Here is a 22,144-nt window from a genome sequence, read left to right as displayed (position 1 = left end):
GGCCGAGTTATCCACACCATCCACAGGGTTGTCCCCAGATGTGGAGCCTGTCACACCCGATCGGTCCATCTCCTCAGACACGGCGCACCTCACCGTGGGCGACCTCGAACCGCGCGCCCTCGAGTTCCTCCGGCACGTCCTCCTCGACGGCCGCGGTGATCAGCACCTGCTCCGCGGCGGCCGCCACCTTCGCCAGCTGCCGACGCCGGCCGCGGTCCAGCTCGGCGAACACGTCGTCCAGCACGAGCACCGGCTCGGCCGCCTCCGCCCGCAGCAGCTCGTACCCGCCGAGCCGCAGCGCCAGCGCGAACGACCACGACTCGCCGTGGCTCGCGTAGCCCTTCGCCGGCAGCTCGCCGAGGAACAGCTCCAGGTCGTCGCGGTGCGGCCCGACCAGGCACACGCCCCGGTCGACCTCCTGCGGCCGCACCCGGTGCAGCTCGGCGAGCAGCGCGTCCTCCAGCACCTCGCGGTCGTGCACCCCCGGGAACGCCTCGCCCAGGCTCGACCGGTACGCGACCCGCGCCGGCCGCGACTCCGGCGCGACCTCCGCGTACGCCGCGGCCACGTGCGGCGCGATGTCCGAGACCAGGTCGAGCCGGCCGGCCAGCAGTTCCGCGCCGTGCCGGGCCAGGTGGCCGTCCCACACGTCGAGGGTGCCGAGGTCGGCGTTGCGGCTCGCGCGCACCGTCTTCAGCAGGGCGCCCCGCTGCCGCAGCACCCGGTCGTAGTCGCCGCGCACGCCCGCGTACCGGGGCGAGCGGGTGGTGAGCAGCTCGTCGAGGAACCGCCGCCGCTCACCGGGGTCGCCGCGCACCAGCGCCAGGTCCTCCGGCGCGAACAGCACCGTGCGCAGGATGCCCAGCACGTCGCGCGGGCGCGGCACGGGGCCGCGGTTGATCCGCGCCCGGTTCGCCCTGCCCGGCGTGACCTCCAGCTCGACCAGCAGCTCGCGCCCCTCGTTGACCACCGCCGTCCGGACCACGGCGCGCGAGGCGCCGTGCCGGACCAGCGGCGCGTCCGTGGCCACCCGGTGGGAACCCAGGGTGGCCACGTAGCCCAACGCCTCGACCAGGTTCGTCTTGCCCTGGCCGTTGCGCCCGACCAGCACGCTCACGCCCGGCTCGAACGCCAGGTCGGCGTGCTCCCACGACCTGAAGTCGGTGACCTGGAGGTGCCGGACGTACAACGGCGTCAGCTCTGCGTGGAGCCGGAACCGGACGAAGGACCCGCGGTCACCACGGCGTGGCCGCCGAACTGGTTGCGCAGCGCCGCGACCGCGCGCATGGCGGGCGAGTCGTCCTGGCGCGACGCGAACCGGGCGAACAGCGCGGCGGAGATCACCGGCGCGGGCACCGCGTGCTTGATCGCCTCCTCGACCGTCCACCGGCCCTCGCCGGAATCCTCGACGTGGCCGCGCAGGTCGTCCAGCTCGGGGTCCGACTCCAGCGCGCGGACCAGCAGGTCCAGCAGCCACGAGCGGACGACCGTGCCGCGCTGCCACGCCTTGATCGTCGCCGGCACGTCCTGCACCAGCTCGGACGCCTCCAGCAGCTCGAAGCCCTCGGCGTACGCCTGCATCAGGCCGTACTCGATGCCGTTGTGGACCATCTTCGCGAAGTGGCCGGCGCCGACCGGGCCCGCGTGCGCGAAGCCCTCCTCGCGCGGCCCCTCGGGGCGCAGCGCGTCGAAGATCGGCATGGCCCGCTCGACGTCCTCGGGCTCGCCGCCGACCATCAGGCCGTAGCCGACCTCCAGGCCCCACACGCCACCGGACACGCCGGCGTCCATGTAGTGCACGCCCTTGGCCTTGAGCGCCTGGGCGTTCTCCGTGTCGTCGGTGAAGCGCGAGTTGCCGCCGTCGATGACGAGGTCGCCCTCGTCGAGCAGGTCACCCAGGTCGGCGATGGTCTGCCGGGTGATGTCGCCGGCGGGCACCATCACCCACACCACGCGCGGCGCGCTGAGCCTGCCCACCATGTCGGCGAGCGACTCGGCGTCGGTGACGTCCGGGTTGCGGTCGTAGCCGACCACCTCGTGCCCCGCGCGGCGGATGCGCTCGCGCATGTTGAAGCCCATCTTGCCGAGGCCGACGAGTCCGAGCTGCACGGTCGTTCCTCTTCCCTAGCGTCTGTGGATGGCGTTGTGGATCAGCCGGGCAGGCGCACGGGCATCAACAGGTACAGGTAGCCCGGCGCCACGTTCCCATCCTCGTCCACCGGCTTGAGGAGCGCGGGGCGACTGGGTGTGGTGAACGACAAGTGGGCGCGCGGGGTGCGCACCGCCTGGAGGCCTTCGAGCAGGTAGTTCGGGTTGAACGCGATGGTCACCGGGTCGCCGTCGTACTGGACCGGCAGCTCCTCCTCGGCGCTGCCCTCGTCGTCGCCGCCGGCCGACAGGCGCAGGCCCGCCTCGACGAACTCCAGCCGGACCTGCGTGCCGCGCTCGGCGACCAGCGACACGCGCTTGATCGCCTGCACCAGGGCGTCGACCTCGATGACGGCGGCGGCCGAGTGCTCGCTGGGCAGCAGCTGGCGGTACTTCGGGAAGTCGGCGTCGAGCAGGCGGGTGGTCGTGCGGCGGCCCGTGCCGGACAGGCCGAGCAGCCCGTCGTTGGCGGCGAGCGACAGCTGGACCTTCGCGCCGGACGCGCCGAGCGTCTTCGCGGAGTCGTTCAGGGTCTTGGCCGGCACGAGGACGGCGACCTCGCCGAGCCCGGCGTTCGGCTCCCACGGGAACTCGCGCATCGCGAGGCGGAAGCGGTCGGTGGCCACGAGGGTCAGCTTGCCCTCCCCGATCTCCAGCCGCACGCCGGTCAGCATCGGCAGGGTGTCGTCCTTGCCCGCCGCGACCGCCACCTGGGAGACGGCCTCGCCGAAGACCTCGCCGGGCAGCTCGCCGGCGAGCTGCGGCATGGACGGCAGCTGCGGGTAGTCCTCGACCGGCATCGTCGGCAGGGAGAACCGGGCGCTGCCGCACGAGATGGTCATCCGGGAGCCGTCCACCGCGATCTCGACCGGGTGGTTCGGCAGCGCCTTGGTGATGTCGGCCAGCAGGCGGCCCGAGACGAGCGCCTTGCCGCCGTCGGCGATGGTGGCCGGGACGCCGCACTGGGCGGACACCTCGTAGTCGAAGCCGGAGACGGTGAGCGCCTCGCCCGAACCGTCCTCCGCACCCGCGTCCAGCAGGACGCCGCCGAGCACCGGGACGGGCGGCCTGGACGGCAGGCTGCGGGCGACCCAGGCGACGGCGTCGGCCAGGCCGTCGCGCTCGACGCGGATCTTCATGAGGCGTCCTTCCTCAAGTCGGCATGAGCGGCAACAGCTCGTGTTGCGGTGGGGGTTGGGAGCCGCGTCCCTCGCCGGATCGGTCCGACCCTCGGCGCGGAGGCTCCCCACCGTAGAGCGTCGGGGCGTCCTTCGTCACCTCGGGTCCACCCCGGGGGCGGAGGCTCCGTCCCCGGGCTCGACCGCCGCCTGTTTTTCTTTTGTTCTTCTCTTCAAGGGAAGACAACAGCAACAGCAGTAAGGGCTGTGGATTGTGTGGACAACCCCCGTTTTGGCTGCTCGCCACCCTCGCGGAGGTGTGGACGGACACGGGGTCGCACCCGGGGACAACTCGGCGCACCCGGGGAGAACTCGCGAGGTGCCCCGTTCGGTCCACAGGAAGGCCGAGTTGTCCCCGGGTTCATCCCCGGGTGTGGGCGGGGTTGTACCCGGGTGCTGCACAGGGTGATCGTGGTGTGGATCTCCCCTGACGGGGCGTTTTGCCGAGGCTGTGGACAACTCGTCGCCGCAGGTGCGCCCGGGTGCACCTGCGGCGGGCCGTGCCGCCGACCTGCCGGAACGACCTTGAGGGCCTGGACACGTGGTATTTCCCGCTCCCGACCGGGTGATGTCGCCCGGAACCGGTTCCGCAGGGGTCCGCGCCCTGGGGACGGTCCGGTCGCGGGCGTTCGGCGGGCGCCGCACCCGGGTGCCGCCGGCGCTCCGCCGACCGGGCCCGCCGTCCCCGGGTGCGGGCCGGGCGCTCCCCCGGGTGCGGCGGCGGTTCCCCGGGTGCGGCGGGTGGCGGAGCGGCGGGTGGCGGGGCGGCGGACGAGGGCTCCCGGACGGCGGACCCGCCCGACCCGGACGTGGAACTCACGGAGCCTGAGCGTTGGACTCGCGCGACCCGGACGTACGACTCGCGGGGGCTGGACGTACGACTCGCGGGTGTGGAGAACCCCCGCCGCGGTGGTGCGTGCGACGGGGGTGAGGGTGGGGCAAACGTTTGCGGGGAGTCAGGGGGTGCGGCGGGCGCGCTGCTTGATGCGCGACGTCAGCTCCTGCACCTGCTCGTAGACGCGGCGACGCTCGGCCATCTCCTTGCGGATCTTCTTGTCCGCGTGCATCACCGTCGTGTGGTCGCGACCGCCGAACGTCTGGCCGATCTTCGGCAGCGACAGGTCGGTCAGCTCGCGGCACAGGTACATGGAGATCTGCCGCGCCTGGGCCAGGACCTTCGTCTTGCCGGGGCCGCACAGGTCGTCTATGGACACGGAGAAGAACTCCGCGGTGACCGCCATGATGGTGGGCGCGGTGATCTCCGGGGCGTGCGAGTCCGGGATCAGGTCGCGCAGCACTATCTCGGCCAGCTGCACGTCGACCGGCTGCCGGTTGAGCGAGGCGAACGCGGTGACGCGGATGAGCGCGCCCTCCAGCTCGCGGATGTTGCGCTCGATCCGGGCCGCGATGAACTCCAGCACCTCGGCGGGCGCGGCCAACCGGTCCTGCGCCGCCTTCTTGCGGAGGATCGCGATGCGGGTCTCCAGCTCGGGCGGCTGGATGTCCGTGATCAGGCCCCACTCGAACCGGGTGCGCAGGCGGTCCTCCAGGGTCTCCAGCCGCTTGGGCGGCCGGTCCGAGGACACGACGATCTGCTTGTTCGAGTTGTGCAGCGTGTTGAAGGTGTGGAAGAACTCCTCCTGCGTGCCCTCCTTGCCCTCCAGGAACTGGATGTCGTCGACGAGGAGCACGTCGATGTCCCGGTAGCGGCGCTGGAAGGCGACCTTGCGGTCGTCGCGCAGGGAGTTGATGAAGTCGTTGGTGAACTCCTCCGTCGACACGTACCGCACGCGCATGCCCGGGAACAGGCGCTGGGCGTAGTGCCCGACGGCGTGCAGCAGGTGCGTCTTGCCCAGACCGGACTCGCCCCAGATGAACAGGGGGTTGTACGCGCGGGCGGGCGCCTCGGCGACCGCGACGGCCGCGGCGTGCGCGAAGCGGTTGGACGCGCCGATGACGAAGGTGTCGAAGTTGTACTTCTCGTTCAGCCGGGTCTGCGAGGACGCCGGGTTCGCCGGCCGCGTGTACGGCACGCCGGTCGGCGCCGGCGCGTGCTGCCCGCCGCCGAACGTCGGCCAGATCTCGTTCACGGTGGCGAGCGCCTCGGCCTGCTCGTCGACCTCCTCCCCCTCGTCCCCGTCGGTCTCCGACTCGGGGGTGGGGAGGAGCGCGCCGGGCAGGGGGACGCCGGGCATCGGGGCGATCGTCGCGGGGCCGCCGTTGTGGGCCGCCTGGGCCCCGCCGATCGGGACCTGCCCGTGACCGAGGCCGGGCACGGGGATGGGCGCGGTGACGGGGTCGGGCGAGTCGACCTTGACGGCCAGCGAGACGGCGCGGCCGAGCCGGCGCGAGAGGGCGGCGGTGATGGGCTCGCGCAGCGCGCGCTCGATCGCTTCCTTGGCGAAGTCGCTCGGCGCGGCCAGCAGCGCGGTTCCGTCGAGCAGACCGATGGGACGGGTCACCCGCATCCACGCCCGTTGCTGGGGGGACAGCGTGCTGGCGGCCAACTCCTGCACGACCTGCTCCCACACGCGACCCAGGTCGGTCTGGTGGTCGGACACCTCAGCGCTCCCCTCCCCTCGGTGACTCCTCCGCGGTCAGCCCCAGGGGACTTCCACGACGTGGACACGGAGAATAGAGGCATCCACAGAGTTATCCACAACTGTGCACGAACGCGCGGCGGAGCGCAGCGGCTCCCCCCGTTGCTGTCCGAGCACCTGCGGTCTGCGTGGCGGCGGCTCACCGGCCCGCTCCTGCCCGCGAAGGCAGCACGCTAACAAGGTGCGGCCCGTGCCACAAGACACGCTGGTGGGGCAAGTGTTTTCCGTGGGGCAACCGGGGGTACACCTCCGCCCGCACCCGGGTGCCGACGGCGTCGACCGCACCCGGGGACGACCCCGATTTGAACAGCGCCCCCGGGGCTGCGTACCCTCGTAACCGTCTCCCGCTCGCGCGGAGTGCTCTTCGCGCGCCCACGAAACGGCAGGGGACGACCACAGACCTGCTTGGCAGTTAGCACCGGGAGTCCGACCGTGAGCAAGGGTAAGCGCACCTTCCAGCCCAACAACCGCCGCCGTGCCAAGACCCACGGGTTCCGGCTGCGCATGCGCACCCGCGCGGGTCGCGCCATCCTGGCCGCACGCCGTGGCAAGGGCCGCAAGCAGCTGTCCGCCTGATCGCCGCAGCGCCGTGCTTCCCGCGGCCAACCGGCTGACCCGCAGCCAGGACTTCGGCCTGGTGGTCCGCCGAGGCCGCCGGGCAGGACGGTCCCGGCTGGTCGTGCACGTCCTGACCGCGGCGCAGCCCGGCGGCACCCCGTCCGGGGCAACCACCTCGGCGCAGCCCACCTTGGACGCCTCCAAGGTGGGCTTCGTCGTGAGCAAGGCCGTGGGCAACTCCGTCGTCCGGCACAGGGTGAGCCGGAAGTTGCGCCACCTCGTGCGCGACCGGCTCTCCTCGCTGCCCCCCGGAACTTCCCTCGTCGTGCGTGCGTTGGCACCGTCAGCCGATGCGGACAGCGCCGAGCTCGGCCACGACCTCGACGCGGCGCTGCGCAAGGTGCTGCGATGACGACCCCCCTGGCGAGCCCCGTCGCTCGGGCCCTGCTGCTGCCGGTGCGCTTCTACCGGAAGTTCATCTCGCCGGCGCTGCCACCGACCTGCCGCTTCCACCCCAGTTGCAGTGCCTACGCGGTGGAGGCGTTGACCGTCCACGGTGCGCTGCGCGGCTCCTGGTTGACCCTGCGTCGACTGGGCCGCTGCGGACCCTGGCACCCTGGTGGCCTGGACCCGGTCCCGCCCCGGCGGAGCGCGGTCCCCGACCTTCCTGCCGAGGAGTAGCAAGTGCTCAACTTCATCTACTACCCGGTGTCCTTCATCCTGTGGTGTTGGCACTGGGTGTTCGGCCACGTCTTCGGCGAGTCGAGCGGGTTCGCGTGGGCGCTGTCCGTGGTGTTCCTCGTCTTCACGCTCCGCGCGATCCTGTTCAAGCCGTTCGTCGGCCAGGTCCGCTCCATGCGCAAGATGCAGGAGTTCGCGCCGGAGCTGCAGAAGATCAAGAAGAAGTACGCGAACGACAAGCAGCGCCAGGCGCAGGAGATGCAGAAGCTCCAGTCCGAGCACGGGGTCAACCCGCTCGGCGGCTGCCTGCCGATGCTCGTGCAGATCCCGGTGTTCATCGGCCTGTTCCACGTGCTGCGCTCGTTCAGGCCCGGCTGGGGCGAGGTCTACTTCTTCGACGCGCAGGGCGTGGAGTCGTTCGTCAACGCCAAGCTGTTCGGCGCGAACCTGTCGACGTTCATCACGATGCCGGCCGACCAGCTGGCGGCGTTCGCGACGTCGCGCAACGCCGTGCTGCTGGTCTCGATCCCGCTGATGATCATCGCCTCGATCGCGACGCACTTCACCGCGCGGCACTCGGTGGCCCGTCAGACGCAGGCCGCGGCGGACAACCCGCAGACCGCGATCATGAACAAGCTGACGCTGTACTTGTTCCCGATCGGCGTGCTCGTCGGTGGCCTCTTCTTCCCGGTCGCGATCCTGCTGTACTGGCTGAGCAACAACGCGTGGACGCTGGGCCAGCAGTACGTCGTGTACCACCGCATCGACCGCGAGGAAGAGACGAAGAAGACCGAGGCGATCGAGCAGCGCCAGGCGCTGGCGCCCAAGCCGGGCGTGAAGCCGAGGCCGGGTGCCAAGCCGCAGCCCGGTGCCAAGCCGGGCGTGAAGCCGGGAGCGAAGGGCGTCCAGCCCCCCGCCCCCAAGCGCGTCAGCGCGAAGGCGGCGGGCATCAAGCCGACGACCCCCAAGACCGGCGCCACGCCCGACCCGAAGGACCAGGACGCGAAGGACGAGCCCGCCACCGGGGCCGCCAAGCCGTCCACCGAGATCCCCGGTCTGAGCCCAGACCGTTCCGCGGGCAAGAAGCAGGGCGGCGGCAAGAAGCGCCGCTGACCCTGGAGAGGAGACATCGTGTCGGAGACGTTGCAGGCGGCCGACGTGGACGCGCCGGAGGCCGAAGCGGCCCCGCGGGTGCGGTCGGGCAACTCGGAGGACCTGCTCGTCCAGGAGGGCGACATCGCGGGGGACTACCTCGAGCGCCTGCTCGACCTGCTCGACTACGACGGGGACATCGACCTCGACGTCGAGGCGGGCCGGGCGATCGTGAGCATCGACGGCGGTGACGACCTGGAGAAGCTGGTCGGGCCGCGCGGAACGGTCCTGGAGTCCCTCCAGGAGCTGACCCGCTTGGCCGTGCAGCAGGAGACCGGTGTGCGCAGCCGGCTCATGCTGGACGTCGCCGGGTGGCGCGCGGGCCGGCGCGCCGAGCTGGCCGAGCTGGGCCGGACGACGGCGGAGAAGGTGGTGGCGAGCGGCGAGAAGGTGCGGCTGCACCCGATGACGCCGTTCGAGCGCAAGGTCGTGCACGACGCCGTCGCCGGCGTGGCGGGCGCGCACAGCGAGAGCGAGGGTGAGGAACCCCAGCGCCGCGTTGTGGTGCTGCCCGAGTCCTGAGGCTCGTCGTGGTGAACGGCCCCGGTCCCCCGTGCGGGACCGGGGCCGTTCCGCGTCCGGGGTCACGCCGGGTGCTCCGGCCGCATCGCGTGCACCGCACTCCCCTTCCCTCCCGGGTGTTCCACGTGAAACGGTCGCCGCATGACCGAGATCGTGCGGAACCTCCGCGTCGCCGCCTACGCCGTCGTGATCGACGACGGACGACTGCTCCTGTCCCGCTGGCTCGGTCCGGACCGGCCGAGGTGGATCCTCCCCGGCGGCGGGCTCGACCACGGCGAGGACCCGTACGACGCGGTGGTGCGCGAGGTGTTCGAGGAGACCGGCTACCACGCGGAGGTGGATCGGCTGCTCGGCATCCAGAACGTGCACGGGCCGGTGGTGCGCGACGGGGTCGAGGTCGACTACCACCGCATCCGCATCCTGTACGAGGCGCACGTCGTCGGCGGCGAACTCACCTTCGAGGTGGGCGGGTCCACGGACCAGGCGGCGTGGTTCCCCCTCGACGAGGTGCCCGCGCTCGACCACGTCGAGTCGGTCGACTACGCGCTCGAACTGCTCCGCACCTCGCCCCGCGACGGTCGTGCGGCAAGTTTCACGTGAAACGCGGCGAGGGATTTGGCGTGTCGCCGGGGTGATCCGTCATAGTGGGCACCGGCACTTCTCGCGGGGCTCACCACCCTTCGCCGAGACGCCCAACCCCATCGCCCACACCGGTCGCCCGTGTGGTTTCACGTGAAACGCCCCCGGACGGAGACATGGCTCAAGAGGTGGAAGACCGCGCGAGGCTCGTGTTCGGTGAGCACTACGACAAGGCGGTGGCCTTCACCGCGCTGCTGACCGAGCACGGCGTCGAACGAGGTCTGATCGGTCCGCGCGAGGTCGACCGCCTCTGGGAGCGCCACGTCCTCAACTCGGCCGTGGTCGCGGAACTGATCCCCCAGGGGAGCCGGGTGGTGGACGTCGGTTCGGGCGCGGGCCTGCCGGGGCTCCCCCTGGCGATCGTGCGCCCGGACCTCGACCTCACCCTCCTGGAGCCGATGGCGCGGCGAGTCGCGTGGCTGACCGAGTGCGTCGACGCGCTCGGCCTCGACGTCACCGTGCTCCGCGGGCGGGCGGAGGAGAAGTCCGTGATCGACGTGCTGTCCGACAGCGACGTCGTGACGGCCCGCGCCGTGGCCCCGCTCGACCGGCTCGCGCGGTGGTGCCTGCCGCTGCTGCGGCCCGGCGGCCTCCTGGTCGCCCTCAAGGGCGAGAGCGCCGCCGAAGAGGTGGAGCGCGACGCCGAGGCGGTGCGCAGGGCCGGTGGCGTCCGGTCCCGGGTGACCTCCTGCGGTGGCGATGTACTCGAACTGCCGACGACCGTCGTGCTCGTGGAGCGCGACGAGCGGGCGAGCCGCCGTGACGGCGCGCGTCGCAGAAGGAAGGATCGGTGAACGTGAACCCCGACCCGCTGCAACCGGTGTTCCGCGAGGCCGCCGTTTCACGTGAAACAGGTACGAACCCCCAGCACCAGCTCCGTCCGAACAACGACCTCCGCCCTGCGCAGCACGGCGCAGGTCTGGCCAACAACGTGGACCCGGCAGGAGACAGCACCGTGTGGACCCCCATCGCGGAAGAAGCGGCACGCGCTACTCGCGTCCTCCACCCCGACTCCCTCCAACTCCCCCGCCCCGACCGCCGTCGCGTCATGGTCGTCGCGAACCAGAAGGGCGGCGTCGGCAAGACGACGAGCACGGTGAACCTGGCCGCCGCCCTCGCGATCCACGGGCTCAAGGTCCTCGTCATCGACCTCGACCCGCAGGGCAACGCGAGCACCGCCCTCTCCGTCGAGCACCGCTCCGGCACGCCCTCCGTGTACGAGGTGCTGATCGGCGAGATGTCGGTCGCCGAGGCCGCCCAGGTGAGCACCGCGTCCCCCAACCTCTACTGCGTGCCCGCCACGATCGACCTCGCCGGCGCCGAGATCGAACTCGTGTCGATGGTGGCCCGCGAGTCCCGCCTCAAGGAGGCGCTGAGCCCGGAGGCGCTCGACTCGATCCGGCCGGACTACGTGTTCATCGACTGCCCGCCGTCGCTCGGCCTGCTGACCGTCAACGCGATGGTCGCCGCGCAGGAGGTGCTGATCCCGATCCAGTGCGAGTACTACGCGCTGGAGGGGCTGGGGCAGCTCCTGCGCAACATCGAGCTGGTGCAGGCGCACCTCAACCCGACGCTCAGCGTGTCCACCATCCTGCTCACCATGTACGACGGCCGCACGAAGCTGGCCGACCAGGTGACCAGCGAGGTGCGCGGCCACTTCGGCGACACGGTCCTCAGGACGGTCATCCCGCGCAGCGTGAAGGTGTCCGAGGCTCCGGGCTACGGGCAGACGGTGCTCGCCTACGATCCCGGCTCACGGGGCGCGATGAGCTACCTCGACGCGGCACGGGAGATCGCGGAGTTCGGTTCGAGGATGGGGACGGCATGACGGAACAACGCAAGGGTGGCCTCGGACGCGGGCTCGCGGCCCTCATCCCGAGCGGTCCCCCGCCGGGCGCCCCCGCGCCCATGCCGGTCAGGACGATGTCCAACGGCAAGGCGTCCACCCCTGCGCGCGACGTCCCACCCACCGGGGAGGTGGCCGGCGCGGTGTACCAGGAGCTGCCGGTCACGGCGATCCGCACCAACCCGAAGCAGCCGCGGCAGGTCTTCGACGAGGAGGCGCTCCGCGAGCTGGAGCACTCCATCCGCGAGTTCGGGCTCATGCAGCCGATCGTGGTGCGCGCCACGGGGGCGGACACCTACGAGCTCGTCATGGGCGAGCGGCGGTGGCGGGCCACCCAGCTCGCCGGGCTGAAGACGATCCCGGCGATCGTCCGCCACACGGCCGACGACGTGATGCTGCGCGACGCGCTGCTGGAGAACATCCACCGCGTCCAGCTGAACCCGTTGGAAGAGGCGGCGGCGTACCAGCAGTTGCTCCAGGAGTTCGGCGTCACGCACGAGGAGCTGGCGGACCGGATCGGCCGCAGCCGCCCGGTCGTCACGAACACCATCCGACTGCTGAAGCTCCCCCTCCCCGTGCAGCGGCGGGTCGCGGCGGGCGTGCTGTCCGCCGGGCACGCCCGCGCGCTGCTCGGCCTGGAGGACCCGGGCGTGCAGGAGGAGCTGGCGACCCGGATCGTCGCGGAGGGCATGTCGGTCCGCGCGACCGAGGAGGCGGTCACCCTCGCCAAGGGCGCCGAGCCCGCCAAGGCGAAGCAGCCCCGGCGCAAGCAGATGCAGGCACCCGGCCTCCAGGAGTTGGCCGAGCGGCTGTCGGACAACTTCGACACCCGCGTGAAGGTCGAACTGGGGCAGCGGAAGGGCCGGATCGTGGTCGAATTCGGGTCCGTTGACGATCTTGAGCGGATCATCCAGCTCATGTCGCCAGAACCGACAAATCGGACATCGGTGGGCGACTAGGGATTACCCCAGGCCCTTATGTCACGGTGACGATGACGGCCCGCGTCCACAAGGACACGGGCCGTCACCTTTTTTGCAAAGAGTTTTAACGCGCAACCGCCCGCTCGACCAGCCCCGCGTAGATCTCACCGAGCGACTGCCCGGCCGCCTCGACCGCCATCGGCAGCAGCGAGGTCTCGGTCAACCCCGGCGACACGTTCACTTCGAGGAAGTGCACCGAGCCGTCGTCCGCCACGACCGCGTCGGTCCGCGACACGTCGCGCAGACCCAGCAGCCGGTGCGCCGACACCGCCAGCTCCCCGACCGCCCGCGCCGCCTTCTCGTCCAGCCGGGCCGGCGCGTGGAAGTCGGTCAGGCCCGCCGTGTACCGCGCCGTGTAGTCGTACACGCCGCTCTCCGGCACGATCTCCACCGGCGGCAGCGCGTACGGGCCGTCCGGCCCGTCGACGACCGCCACGGCCACCTCGACGCCCTCCACGTACCGCTCGGCGAGCACGGTGTCCCCGTACGCCAGGCAGCCGACCATCGCGGTGGGCAGGTCGGCCGCGTCGCGGACCACCTGGGCGCCGAGCGCCGAGCCGCCCTGGTCGGGCTTGAGCATCAGCGGCAGCCCGAGCCGGTCGACCAGCGCGTCCAGCACCGGCTGCGCGCCCAGCTCCCGGAACGTCGCGTGCGGCAGCACGGCCCACTCCGGCGTGGTGAGCCCGGCACGCGCCAGCTCGCCCTTCGCGGTCGGCTTGTCCCACGCCCGTCGGCACGCGCGCGAGTCCGTGCCGACGAACGGCACGCCGAGCATCTCCAGGATCGTCTGCACCGACCCGTTCTCGCCCTCGCCGCCGTGCAGCGCCACGACGACGGCGTCCGGCCGGTGCTCCTTCAACCGGGTGAGGAGGCGGGCGTCGGCGTCCCACTCCTCCACGACGAGGCCCGCCGAGCGGAGGGCGGCCGACAACCTGCGACCGGACCGCAGGGACACCTCCCGCTCGTGCGAAAGGCCACCGGACAGCACTGCGACCCAGCGGTCGGTCAACTCACTACTCCTGCCAGAACGGTGTCGAACCCGGAACGGTGTCGAACTCGGTGGGTGGAACTCAGGCCGTGTCGGGCGACGGGTTCTGCGGCCCCTGCACGGCGCGGCCCGGTCCCGTGGGGCCGAACGTCTCGTGCAGCTCCATCTCGTCCTTGATGACGTTCGCGAGCCGCCGCACGCCCTCGCGGATGCGCTCGGGAGTCGGGTAGCAGTACGAGATGCGCAGTTGGCGGCTGCCCAGGCCGTCGGTGTAGAAACCGGTGCCCGACGCGTACGCGACGCGCTGGGTGATCGCCCGGGGCAGCATCGCCTTGGTGTTGACACCCTCGGGCACGGTGACCCACACGTAGAACCCGCCGTTGGGCTTGTTCCACGTGGAACCACGCGGCATGTGCTGTTCGAGCGCCGAGACCGCCGCGTCGCGCCGCTCCCGGTACGCCTCGCGGTACGTCTTGATCTGGCCCTTCCAGTCGTGGGTCGCCAGGTAGCGCGACACCACCATCTGGTTCAGCGTGGGCGGGCACAGCGTGGCCGACTCGGCGGCCAGCACCAGCTTCTCGCGCACGGCGTGCGGCGCGAGCACCCAGCCGACCCGCAGGCCGGCGGCGAACGTCTTGGAGAACGAGCCGAGGTACACCACGTTGTCCGGGTCGGTCGACCGCAGCGCCGGGTACGTCACCCCGTCGAAGCCGAGCAGGCCGTACGGGTTGTCCTCGACCACGAGGATGCCGTGCCGCCGGCAGATCTCCAGCACCTCGGCGCGGCGGGCCACGGCGAGCGTCACGCCGGCCGGATTGTGGAAGTTCGGGATCGTGTAGAGGAACTTGATGCGGCGGCCCGTGCGCTCGACGGCCGCGATGGCCTCGCGCAGGTTCTCCGGCACCAGGCCGTCCGCGTCCATGCCCACGTGCACGACCTGCGCCTGGTAGGCCGAGAACGAGCCCAGGGCGCCGACGTACGACGGGCCCTCGGCCAGCACCACGTCACCGGGGTCGCAGAAGATCCGGGTCACCATGTCCAGGCCCATCTGGGAGCCGACGGTGACGACCACGTCGTCCGGGTGGGCGTTGACGCCCTCCAGCGCCATGACCTCGCAGATCTGCTCGCGCAGCTCCGGGATGCCCTGCGCGCTGCCGTACTGGAGCGCGACCAGGCCGTCCTCTGCGATGAGCTGCCCGACCTCCGCCGACAGCGAGTCGAGCGGCAGTGCCGCCAGGTGCGGCATCCCCCCCGCCAGGGACACCACCTCGGGCCGGCTCGCCACCGCGAAGAGCGCCCGGATCTCGGAGGCCGTCATGCCCGCCGTGCGCGCCGCGTAGCGGCGCAGGTGGGGGTCGAGGCTTCGCGGGCCCTGCTTGGCGGGCTGTCCGGGTAGGTTCACGGGGAACTCCGTAGGTGGCTGATACCGGCGGGTTGGTTCCCGCACGAGTGTAACCACCGTCCCGTTCGGGGCACCCGGCTTCCGGGCGGGGTCACATCCCCCTATCCTCGTAAGGGTCGCATTCGGGGGCTTGGAGGTACGGGTGTCGCGTCGTGTCGTGGGCGTCACCTTGGACAACCTGGAGCACCTCTCCAAGCACAGTCGAACCTGTGTGTTCTGGGAGCTGGCGCCCCACCTCAAGGAGCAGGCCGAGGAGTTCGGGGACACCGAGTTCGAGAAGGAGGCCTGGGTCTCCAGCGTGCTGCTGGAGTGGGGCTCCTGCGGTCGGATCATCTACTGCGACGGCATCCCCGCCGGTTCCGTGTTCTACGCGCCGCCGGCCGCCGTGCCCCGCTCGCTCGCCTTCCCCACCTCCCCCGCCAGCGCCGACGCGGTGCTGATGACCGGCCTGGAGGTGCTGCCCGAGTTCCGCGGCGGCGGCCTCGGGCGGGTGCTGGTGCAGACCGTGGCGAAGGACCTCACCCGGCGCGGCGTCAAGGCCATCGAGGCGTTCGGCGACAACCAGCCCGACGACGACGGCCCGAGCTGCGTCACGCCCGCCGACTTCCTGCTCCAGGTCGGCTTCAAGACCGTCCGCCCGCACCCCCGCTGGCCCCGGCTTCGCCTGGAGCTGCGCAGCGCGTCCTCCTGGAAGGAAGACGTGGAGGCGGCGCTGGAGCGGTTGCTCAGCTCGGTCACCGTGACGAACACGATCGCCGAACCGAGCTTCCGGCCCGCCTGATCCGTGCCCTGACCCGCTGTTCCTCCGACGCTCGTTGACATGCAGGTAAATGCCTGCATATCTTGTCGGCGTGGACGAGGTGTTCAAGGCCCTGGCCGACGGGACGCGCCGCCACCTGCTCGACCGCCTGCACGCCGACAACGGGCAGACGCTGGGCGAGCTGTGCACGCGGCTCGGCATGGCCCGGCAGTCGGTCAGCCAGCACCTGGCCGTGCTGGAGACCGCGAACCTCGTCGCGACGGTCCGCCGGGGCCGGGAGAAGCTGCACTACCTCAACCCGGTGCCGCTGCACGAGGTGCAGGAGCGGTGGATCGGCAAGTTCGAGCGACCGCGCCTGCGGCTGCTCGCCGACGTGAAGCGACGCGCGGAGGAACCGGTGAAGCCGGATTACGTGTACGTGACCTACATCGAGAGCTCCCCGGAACGGGTGTGGGAGGCGCTCACGGACGCGGACGTGACCGCGGCCTACTGGGGGCACCGCAACGTCTCGGACTGGCAGGTGGGGTCGCCCTGGGCCCACCGCCGCGCCGACGGCTCGGACGTGGACGACGTGGTGGGCGTGGTCGTCGAGGCCGACCCGCCGCACCGCCTGGTGACCACGTGGGTCGACCCGGCCGACGAGTCCTCGACGTCGACCGTCACCTTCCTCGTGCAGCCCTACCAGGACATCGTGCGGCTCACGGTGACCCACGAGGGCCTGGACGACACCGGTCGCGCGCAGGTCGCCCACGGCTGGCCCGCCGTGCTGTCGAACCTCAAGTCCCTGCTGGAGACCGGTCGGGTGCTGTCCGGCATCCCCTGGGAGATGCCCGGCTGAGCCCCCGGCGACGGGAACGCCGCCGGGGTGGACGCGGGTCGGCCGGTGGGCGGGCTAGCGGGCCTGGCCGGTCGCGACCTCGTGCCGCATCAGGTCGTCCAGGGTGAACGTGCCGGTGGGCTGGTCGTCCTTGCCGAGCAGGTAGAGGCGCTTCACCGCCACCAGGACGCCCTCGGCGACGACGTCCCGGAACGACGGGTTCGCCAGCCGCTGCCGGTCCCCCGGGTTGGTCAGGTAGCCCACCTCGATGCGCACGGCCGTGCAGCGGGTCATCCGCAGCATGTCCCACGTCTTGGGGTGCGTGCCGCAGTCCGCCATGCCGGTGCGGGCGATGATCTCGCGCTGGATGTAGCCCGCCAGCGCCTCGCCGACCGTGGACGACGTGCCGTTGCCGGTGCCGAAGTGGAAGCTCGCCACACCCGAGGCGAGCGGGGAGCGGTTGGCGTCGCAGTGCAGCGACAGGATCAGGTCGGCGCCCGCCTCGTTGGCGAACCTGGCCCGCTCGCCCTCGTCCGGGTTGTGGTTCGGCCCGCGGGTGAGCAGGGCCTCCATGCCGGTGGCCGCCATCTTGCCCTCCAGCAGCCTGGCCAGGTCGAGCATGACGTCGGCCTCGGACACGCCCTCGACGACCACGCCCCGGTCGTCACCGCCGTGGCCCGGGTCGATGATGATCCGCTTGCCGGACAGCCTCGGGCCGGCCCGGCGCACGTGTTCCTGCTCGCGCAGGAACACCGGCCGCCCGCCCCGGACCTTCGGCTGGAGCTGGCGCAGCGCCCGCACCGTGTCGGGACCGCACATGCCGTCCACGATCAGGCCGTAGTCGCGCTGGAAGCTGCGCAGGGCCTGCTCGGTCTGCTGGCCGAACTCGCCGTTCGCGCGGCCGGCGTCGTAGCCCAGCTCCAGCAGGCGCTCCTGGAGGGCGGACACGTCGTCGCCGGTCACCGGCTGCGCGATCAGGAACGCCAGCGGCCGGTCGCCGAGCCGGTAGGTCGCGTCACGCAGCGCGCGGTAGGTGGCGGGACCGACCAGGCCGTCGGTGATGAGGCCCCGCTGCTGCTGGAACGCTCGCACGGCGTGCTCGACCGGTAGGTCGAAGACCTGCGACGGCTGCGGGTCGGACAGCAGACCGAGCTTCGTCAGGGTCGCCCTGACCTCGGCGACGTCCGGACCGAAGTCCCCGCGGCGGAGTAGCAGCATGCACCCCTCGCTCACTTAGGCGCCGACACCCCGTCGACGCTGAACTTGACGCCCCATTGTGCCTTGTTCCCGCGGCCACCACTCGCAGGGCTACTGGCAGTGCTCATCAATGCACGAACGGGTGAGCCGCCCGCCTCTGCAGAAGAGGGACGGCTCACCCGTTCGGGGTGCACTGTCAGAGCACGTCGGCCAGGTCGTTCAGCAGCGCGGCCTTCGGCTTGGCGCCCACGATCTGCTTCACCGGGCGACCGCCCTGGAACAGGATCATGGTCGGCACCGACATGATCTGGTAGTCGCGGGCGATCGACGGGTTGGCGTCAATGTCGAGCTTCGCGACGGTGATCTTCTCGGCGTGCTCGGCGGCGATCTCCTCCAGGACGGGGGCGACCATCTTGCACGGGCCGCACCAGGTCGCCCAGAAGTCGACCAGGACGGGCTTCTCGCTGGTCAGAACGTCGTCGGCGAACGTCTGAGCGGACGTGACCACGGTGGAGCCTGCCATTGTGTCTCTCCTCTTGGGGGTGGGGTCAGCTGGTGGTGACGGGCTCGCCGTAGCCGCCGCCCACGTGCTCGGCGGACACCTCGGCCTCCGCGACGCCGTGCTCGGCGAGCCACCGCTCCGCGTCGATCGCGGCGGAGCAGCCCGAGCCGGCGGCGGTGATCGCCTGGCGGTAGGTGTGGTCGACGAGGTCGCCGGCGGCGAACACCCCGTCCACGTTCGTGTAGGTGGTGCGGCCCTTGGTCACCACGTAGCCCTCACCGTCGAGCTCGACCTGGCCCTTGACCAGGGAGCTGCGCGGGTCGTGGCCGATCGCGACGAAGAAGCCGGTGAACGGGTGCTCCACCACCTCGCCGGTCCGCGTGTCGCGGGTCTTCACGCCGGACACCGAGCCCTCGCCCAGCACCTCGACGACCTCGGCGTTGAGCAGCCACTTGATCTTCTCGTTGGAGCGCGCCCGCTCCAGCATGATCCTGGAGGCGCGGAACTCCTCGCGGCGGTGGATGACCGTCACCGACCGGGCGAACTTGGTCAGGAAGGTGGCCTCCTCCATCGCCGAGTCGCCACCGCCGATGACCGCGATGTCCTGGTCGCGGAAGAAGAAGCCGTCGCACGTGGCGCAGGACGACACGCCGCGGCCGAGCAGCTCCTGCTCACCGGGCACGTGCAGGTAGCGGGCCGCCGCGCCCATGGCGAGCACGACCGCCTTCGCCGCGTACCGCGTGCCGTTGGCTGTCACGTACTTGACCGGTCCGTCGAGCTCCAGCTCCTCGACGTCCTCGGACCGCAGCTCGGCGCCGAAGCGCTTGGCCTGCTCCCGCATCTCCTCCATGAGGTCGGGGCCCATGACGCCGTCGCGGAAACCGGGGTAGTTCTCGACTTCGGTCGTGGTCATCAGCGCGCCGCCGTACTGCGAGCCCTCGAACACCAGCGGTTCGAGCTGCGCGCGCGCCGCGTAGACGCCCGCGGTGTACCCGGCGGGCCCCGATCCCACCACGATCAGGTTCCGAACGTCCGACACCCTCGACCTCCGTTAGTCGTCCCGCCGAGAATCCTCGGTGGGCTATTCGTCCAACGGATCGTAGGGCTCGGTAATTCCTTCCCGACCGAGTGAGGTGGGCTACGGCTCGATGGTGCTGTTCGCCAGGACGCCGTCCGGGTTGTCCGGGCCGCACGTGTCGGGGTCGACCACGACGATCCGGTACGCCCCCGGCTTGCCGCCGGGCAGGATCGCCATCACGGCCGGGCGCTCGTCCAGCGTGATCGGGCTGACCCCGATCGGCTTGCCCGCCGTGATGTTCGCGCCCTGGAGGCAACCGGTCAGCTTGTCCTGGTTCTCCAGCGGGCCGTAGTTCTGCGCCTTGAGCACGTCGCCGAAGACCGGCCCGAACTCCTGGTCGCGCACCGCGAGGGGCGGCGAGACCTGCGAGTCCTGCGTGTCGCCCGGCTGGGCCTGGTTGTTGTTGCCGTCGCCCGCCGGGTCGTTCCCCGGCACGGTCAGCACGGCGATGCCGACCGCCGCCGCGGCGGCCACCACGACACCCGCGCCCCAGCCGAGGCGCTTGGCGCGCTTGGCCCTCGCCGCGGCGAGGTCGACCACCGGCGCGACGGGCGCGGGCCGGGCGGACGAGCGGGCCTCGGCGACGAGCGCGGCGTCGATCCGGTCGGCCACCGCGCGCGGCATCGGGATGGGGGGCAGGTCGCGCAGGTCGGCGAGGGTGGCGTCGAGGGCGGCCAGGACCTCGCGCGCCTCCGGGTCGTCCTCCACCAGCGGCCGCAGCTCGGCCTCGGTCTCCGGGTCCAACGCGCCCGCGTGCAGGTCAGCCAGCAGGTCGACGGACCACGGCGGCCCGGAACGCCGCACATTGCCGCTCATCGTTCCTCCAACTGACGTCCCTGTTGCACCTGCACATCGTTCCCTGGGACGTTCGCTTCTGCACCCCGGTTCCGGAGGTGCCCCAGAACTTTGGCCAGCTTCGCCCGACCGCGCGCGCACCGCGATTTCACGGTTCCCTCGGCGATGCCCAGCAGCTGCGCGGTCTCGGCCACCGAGTAGCCCTCGACGTCGACCAGGATGATCGGCGCGCGCTGCTCCTCGGGCAGCTCGTTCAGGGCCGCCTGGACGACCAGGCGGGTCTCCCGCTCGGCCATCGCGTCCCGCGGGGCCACCGGCTCGCCCGGACCGGCCTCCGGCAGCGGCACGGTCGGCCTGGTCTGCCTCCTGCGCATCCGGTCGAGGCAGGCGTTCACGACTATTCGGTGCAGCCACGTCGTGACCTGCGACTCGGCCCGGAAGCTCGCCGCCGCGCGGAACGCGGAGATGAACGCCTCCTGGAGCGCGTCGGCCGCTTCCTCCGGGTCCCGGAGCGTGCGCAACGCCACCGCCCACAACCGGTCCCGGTGCCTGCGCACCAGCTCGGAGAAGGCATGCGGGTCACCCGCGGCGTGCGCCGCGATGAGGTCTGCGTCCGAGCTGGCTGCGGCGGTCACGCGCGGAGCCTATCGGTCCCGCCCGGTACTGCTCCGATCACCCGTTCCGGCTATCCCGGTGTCACGGGGCGTGTCAGTGGTCACCGCGGGGGTCACTGGAGCGGGTCACCGGGGCGGGTTACTGCGCGCGGGTGTAGACCAGCTCCGCGATCTCCGAGCGGTTGTTGCGGCCACTGCCCGCCAGCTTCGTCACCCACACCAGCACGTGCTGGGTCGCCTCGTGCTCGTTGAGCTGGATCTGCGTCTGCCCCGCCGACAGGGTCGCGGTCGCGACGACCTTCGTCTCCTCCAGCGGCGCGCCGTCGGCGCCCGCCACCCGGATCTCCACGACCGTGCCCTCGCTGGGCGAGGTGATCGTGACGGAGGCCAGCTTCACCGGTTCGGCGAACCCGGCCATCAGGCCGATACCGGGCTTGAGGGCCGGGAACGGCTGGAAGTAGTTCTCCGTCTGCCACACCGTGGTCGGGTTGTTGTCCACGGCCCGGTTCGCGCGGTTGGCGTTGTCCGGCTGGTTCGTCACGTCGTAGACGCCGACCGACGCGGGCTGCACCGGACCGGCCGGCTGCGGCGCGGGCGCCGCCTGCTGGCCGCTGGCGCCCGGCGTGCTCGACTGGCCGATCACCACGGTCGGGCCGCCGGTGCCGGACGGCTCGTCGCTGAAGAAGCTCACGATCTGCACGCCGAGCCAGGCGATCACCGCGAGCGTCGCCACGGCCAGCACGGCCACGCTGATCATCAGCTTGCGGTTGTGCTCCTTGCCGCGCGCCGGCCGCTGCGTGGTCCACACCGCGCCGTCGTCCGTGCCGTCGTCGGGCACCGGCTGGATCAGCGCCGTCTCCGCCTCGGACCGGGAGATCTGGTCGAGCACCTGGAGGATCGCCGCGCTGGTCCGGATGCCGCCGACGCTGGTGTCCTCCAGGCTGCGCACCGCCACCGACGACAGCTCGTGCGGCACGTGGGGGCGCAGTGCGCTCGGCGCGACCACGGCCCCGTCCGGCCCGGTCGGCGCCACGGGCACGTTCTCCGGCCCGCCCGGCAGCGCCCACCGGCCGGTGAGCAGCAGGTACAGCACCGCGCCGAGGCCCTTGACGTCGTCGCGGGCGATGGCGTCCGGCCGCGGGCCGGGGAACGCGAGCCGCAACCGGCCGTCGGGGGTGACCCGGATGCGCTGCGGGTGGTCCGCGCCGAGCACGAGGCCGGCGTGGTGCGCGCCCTCGATCGCCGCGCCCAGCGGCTCCAGCAGCCGGGTCGCCGCACCGGCGGCCATCGGGCCCTCGGCGACCAGCTCCATCAGGTCGGTGCCCCGGGTCCACTCGGCCACGACCATGCCGAGGATGCCCTCGTCGAGCTTGATGCCCGCGCCGGGCGTCAGCACGTCGATGACCCGCGCGACGCCGGGGTGGGTGAAGCTCGACGCGTGCATGGCGCGCTCGGCGGTCCGCTTGGCGCGGGCCGCGGCGGCGTGGTCGGCCGGGTTGCCCACCAGGACGGTCAGCGCCACGTCCCGGTTGAGCTGCCCGTCCCTCGCCCGCCACAGCTGCGCGTCGCACCGGCGGTCGGCGCCGGACTGCGCCAGCAACCGGTAGCGGCCATCGCCGATCACCCCGCCGGGCACCAGCGAGGTGTTCTGGATGGGGCCGCCGCTCACGGGGCTGAGAGTACGTGA

23 protein-coding genes are annotated in these 22,144 nt (G+C 71.8%); 11 read left to right on the top strand and 12 right to left on the bottom strand.

The genetic code is table 11. The features are described from left to right. Positions 1 to 73 precede the first annotated feature (73 nt). The 4 genes from recF to dnaA all read right to left on the bottom strand — a co-directional run bounded on the left by recF (position 74) and on the right by dnaA (position 5,887). The gene (gene recF, locus J2S66_RS28870) at positions 74 to 1,189 is read right to left on the bottom strand and encodes a DNA replication/repair protein RecF (RefSeq protein ID WP_310310581.1); all 1,116 of its coding nucleotides are present in this window, start codon (positions 1,187 to 1,189) and stop codon (positions 74 to 76) included. Positions 1,190 to 1,194: 5 nt separating this feature from the next. Next, positions 1,195 to 2,109: a phosphogluconate dehydrogenase (NAD(+)-dependent, decarboxylating) gene (gene gnd / locus J2S66_RS28865; RefSeq protein ID WP_310310578.1), complete on the bottom strand. Its 915-nt coding sequence runs from the start codon at positions 2,107 to 2,109 to the stop codon at positions 1,195 to 1,197. A 41-nt stretch (positions 2,110 to 2,150) separates the two neighbouring features. Beyond that, positions 2,151 to 3,287, bottom strand: coding sequence for a DNA polymerase III subunit beta (gene dnaN, locus J2S66_RS28860; RefSeq protein WP_310310576.1), 1,137 nt, complete (start codon positions 3,285 to 3,287; stop codon positions 2,151 to 2,153). A gap of 995 nt (positions 3,288 to 4,282) precedes the next feature. Beyond that, positions 4,283 to 5,887: a chromosomal replication initiator protein DnaA gene (dnaA, locus tag J2S66_RS28855; protein WP_310310574.1), complete on the bottom strand. Its 1,605-nt coding sequence runs from the start codon at positions 5,885 to 5,887 to the stop codon at positions 4,283 to 4,285. A 471-nt stretch (positions 5,888 to 6,358) separates the two neighbouring features. On the opposite strand from dnaA, the gene rpmH reads away from it, so the two are divergent. The 9 genes from rpmH (at position 6,359) to J2S66_RS28810 (ending at position 12,283) form a co-directional block, all read left to right on the top strand. Then, positions 6,359 to 6,502, top strand: a complete 144-nt coding sequence (gene rpmH, locus J2S66_RS28850; RefSeq protein ID WP_073897783.1) for a 50S ribosomal protein L34 — start codon at positions 6,359 to 6,361, stop codon at positions 6,500 to 6,502. Positions 6,503 to 6,515: 13 nt separating this feature from the next. Continuing rightward, positions 6,516 to 6,896 (top strand): ribonuclease P protein component, encoded by a 381-nt coding sequence (gene rnpA, locus J2S66_RS28845; RefSeq protein WP_310310571.1) that lies wholly within the window; start codon positions 6,516 to 6,518, stop codon positions 6,894 to 6,896. Continuing rightward, a complete protein-coding gene (yidD, locus tag J2S66_RS28840) occupies positions 6,893 to 7,165 on the top strand; it encodes a membrane protein insertion efficiency factor YidD (protein ID WP_306744133.1) in 273 nt (90 codons plus the stop codon). The genes rnpA and yidD overlap by 4 nt, the downstream gene beginning before the upstream one ends. 3 nt (positions 7,166 to 7,168) lie before the next feature. Next, entirely contained in the window at positions 7,169 to 8,278 is a 1,110-nt protein-coding gene (gene yidC, locus J2S66_RS28835; protein WP_310310569.1) for a membrane protein insertase YidC, read from the top strand. An 18-nt stretch (positions 8,279 to 8,296) separates the two neighbouring features. After that, positions 8,297 to 8,839 carry a Jag family protein gene (locus tag J2S66_RS28830; protein ID WP_310310567.1) on the top strand — a complete coding sequence of 181 codons (543 nt, stop codon included), beginning with the start codon at positions 8,297 to 8,299 and terminating at the stop codon, positions 8,837 to 8,839. Between the two features lie 141 nt (positions 8,840 to 8,980). Further along, entirely contained in the window at positions 8,981 to 9,439 is a 459-nt protein-coding gene (locus J2S66_RS28825) for an NUDIX hydrolase (RefSeq protein ID WP_310310565.1), read from the top strand. 155 nt (positions 9,440 to 9,594) lie between these two features. Beyond that, positions 9,595 to 10,272: a 16S rRNA (guanine(527)-N(7))-methyltransferase RsmG gene (gene rsmG / locus J2S66_RS28820; RefSeq protein ID WP_310310563.1), complete on the top strand. Its 678-nt coding sequence runs from the start codon at positions 9,595 to 9,597 to the stop codon at positions 10,270 to 10,272. A 125-nt stretch (positions 10,273 to 10,397) separates the two neighbouring features. Next, the gene (locus J2S66_RS28815; protein WP_310315146.1) at positions 10,398 to 11,306 is read left to right on the top strand and encodes a ParA family protein; all 909 of its coding nucleotides are present in this window, start codon (positions 10,398 to 10,400) and stop codon (positions 11,304 to 11,306) included. After that, on the top strand, positions 11,303 to 12,283 hold the full coding sequence (locus J2S66_RS28810) for a ParB/RepB/Spo0J family partition protein (RefSeq protein WP_310310561.1): 981 nt from the start codon (positions 11,303 to 11,305) through the stop codon (positions 12,281 to 12,283). Before J2S66_RS28815 ends, J2S66_RS28810 begins: the two co-directional genes overlap by 4 nt. Positions 12,284 to 12,368: 85 nt before the next feature. Here the strand turns inward: J2S66_RS28810 and J2S66_RS28805 are convergent, their stop codons facing one another. Next, complete coding sequence (locus tag J2S66_RS28805) at positions 12,369 to 13,313, bottom strand: D-alanine--D-alanine ligase family protein (protein ID WP_310310559.1); 945 nt, start codon at positions 13,311 to 13,313, stop codon at positions 12,369 to 12,371. A gap of 61 nt (positions 13,314 to 13,374) precedes the next feature. Further along, positions 13,375 to 14,694 carry an aminotransferase-like domain-containing protein gene (locus tag J2S66_RS28800; RefSeq protein ID WP_310310557.1) on the bottom strand — a complete coding sequence of 440 codons (1,320 nt, stop codon included), beginning with the start codon at positions 14,692 to 14,694 and terminating at the stop codon, positions 13,375 to 13,377. Positions 14,695 to 14,836: 142 nt separating this feature from the next. Here J2S66_RS28800 and J2S66_RS28795 point away from each other — a divergent pair, with 142 nt between their 5' ends. Continuing rightward, positions 14,837 to 15,475: a GNAT family N-acetyltransferase gene (locus J2S66_RS28795; protein WP_310310555.1), complete on the top strand. Its 639-nt coding sequence runs from the start codon at positions 14,837 to 14,839 to the stop codon at positions 15,473 to 15,475. A 70-nt stretch (positions 15,476 to 15,545) separates the two neighbouring features. After that, a complete protein-coding gene (locus J2S66_RS28790; protein WP_310310553.1) occupies positions 15,546 to 16,292 on the top strand; it encodes an ArsR/SmtB family transcription factor in 747 nt (248 codons plus the stop codon). Positions 16,293 to 16,346: 54 nt separating this feature from the next. Here the strand turns inward: J2S66_RS28790 and J2S66_RS28785 are convergent, their stop codons facing one another. The 6 genes from J2S66_RS28785 to J2S66_RS28760 form a co-directional block, all read right to left on the bottom strand. Continuing rightward, a complete protein-coding gene (locus J2S66_RS28785) occupies positions 16,347 to 17,489 on the bottom strand; it encodes an N-acetylmuramoyl-L-alanine amidase (protein WP_310310551.1) in 1,143 nt (380 codons plus the stop codon). Between the two features lie 175 nt (positions 17,490 to 17,664). Next, positions 17,665 to 17,991 carry a thioredoxin gene (trxA, locus tag J2S66_RS28780; RefSeq protein WP_306744122.1) on the bottom strand — a complete coding sequence of 109 codons (327 nt, stop codon included), beginning with the start codon at positions 17,989 to 17,991 and terminating at the stop codon, positions 17,665 to 17,667. A gap of 25 nt (positions 17,992 to 18,016) precedes the next feature. Beyond that, positions 18,017 to 19,009, bottom strand: a complete 993-nt coding sequence (gene trxB / locus J2S66_RS28775; protein WP_310310549.1) for a thioredoxin-disulfide reductase — start codon at positions 19,007 to 19,009, stop codon at positions 18,017 to 18,019. A 99-nt stretch (positions 19,010 to 19,108) separates the two neighbouring features. Then, positions 19,109 to 19,864: an anti-sigma factor family protein gene (locus J2S66_RS28770; protein ID WP_310310547.1), complete on the bottom strand. Its 756-nt coding sequence runs from the start codon at positions 19,862 to 19,864 to the stop codon at positions 19,109 to 19,111. After that, complete coding sequence (sigM, locus tag J2S66_RS28765; protein ID WP_310310545.1) at positions 19,861 to 20,478, bottom strand: RNA polymerase sigma factor SigM; 618 nt, start codon at positions 20,476 to 20,478, stop codon at positions 19,861 to 19,863. The genes J2S66_RS28770 and sigM overlap by 4 nt, the downstream gene beginning before the upstream one ends. 118 nt (positions 20,479 to 20,596) lie before the next feature. After that, the gene (locus tag J2S66_RS28760) at positions 20,597 to 22,126 is read right to left on the bottom strand and encodes a protein kinase family protein (protein WP_310310543.1); all 1,530 of its coding nucleotides are present in this window, start codon (positions 22,124 to 22,126) and stop codon (positions 20,597 to 20,599) included. Between the last annotated feature and the right edge of the window lie 18 nt (positions 22,127 to 22,144).

The sequence above is a fragment of the Saccharothrix longispora genome, from assembly GCF_031455225.1.
Taxonomy (GTDB): domain Bacteria; phylum Actinomycetota; class Actinomycetes; order Mycobacteriales; family Pseudonocardiaceae; genus Actinosynnema; species Actinosynnema longispora.
Note: the sequence above shows the minus strand (reverse complement) of the source record. Positions and strands in the feature narration are given on the sequence as shown.

What these genes read in the sequence shown, in the direction of transcription:
- dnaN (WP_310310576.1), bottom strand. Translation starts at nt 3,287, where the DNA reads ATGAAGATCCGCGTCGAGCGCGACGGCCTGGCCGACGCCGTCGCCTGG.
- J2S66_RS28785 (WP_310310551.1), bottom strand. Translation starts at nt 17,489, where the DNA reads ATGCTGCTACTCCGCCGCGGGGACTTCGGTCCGGACGTCGCCGAGGTC.
- J2S66_RS28770 (WP_310310547.1), bottom strand. Translation starts at nt 19,864, where the DNA reads ATGAGCGGCAATGTGCGGCGTTCCGGGCCGCCGTGGTCCGTCGACCTG.
- yidD (WP_306744133.1), top strand. Translation starts at nt 6,893, where the DNA reads ATGACGACCCCCCTGGCGAGCCCCGTCGCTCGGGCCCTGCTGCTGCCG.
- J2S66_RS28810 (WP_310310561.1), top strand. Translation starts at nt 11,303, where the DNA reads ATGACGGAACAACGCAAGGGTGGCCTCGGACGCGGGCTCGCGGCCCTC.
- rsmG (WP_310310563.1), top strand. Translation starts at nt 9,595, where the DNA reads ATGGCTCAAGAGGTGGAAGACCGCGCGAGGCTCGTGTTCGGTGAGCAC.
- J2S66_RS28825 (WP_310310565.1), top strand. Translation starts at nt 8,981, where the DNA reads ATGACCGAGATCGTGCGGAACCTCCGCGTCGCCGCCTACGCCGTCGTG.
- trxA (WP_306744122.1), bottom strand. Translation starts at nt 17,991, where the DNA reads ATGGCAGGCTCCACCGTGGTCACGTCCGCTCAGACGTTCGCCGACGAC.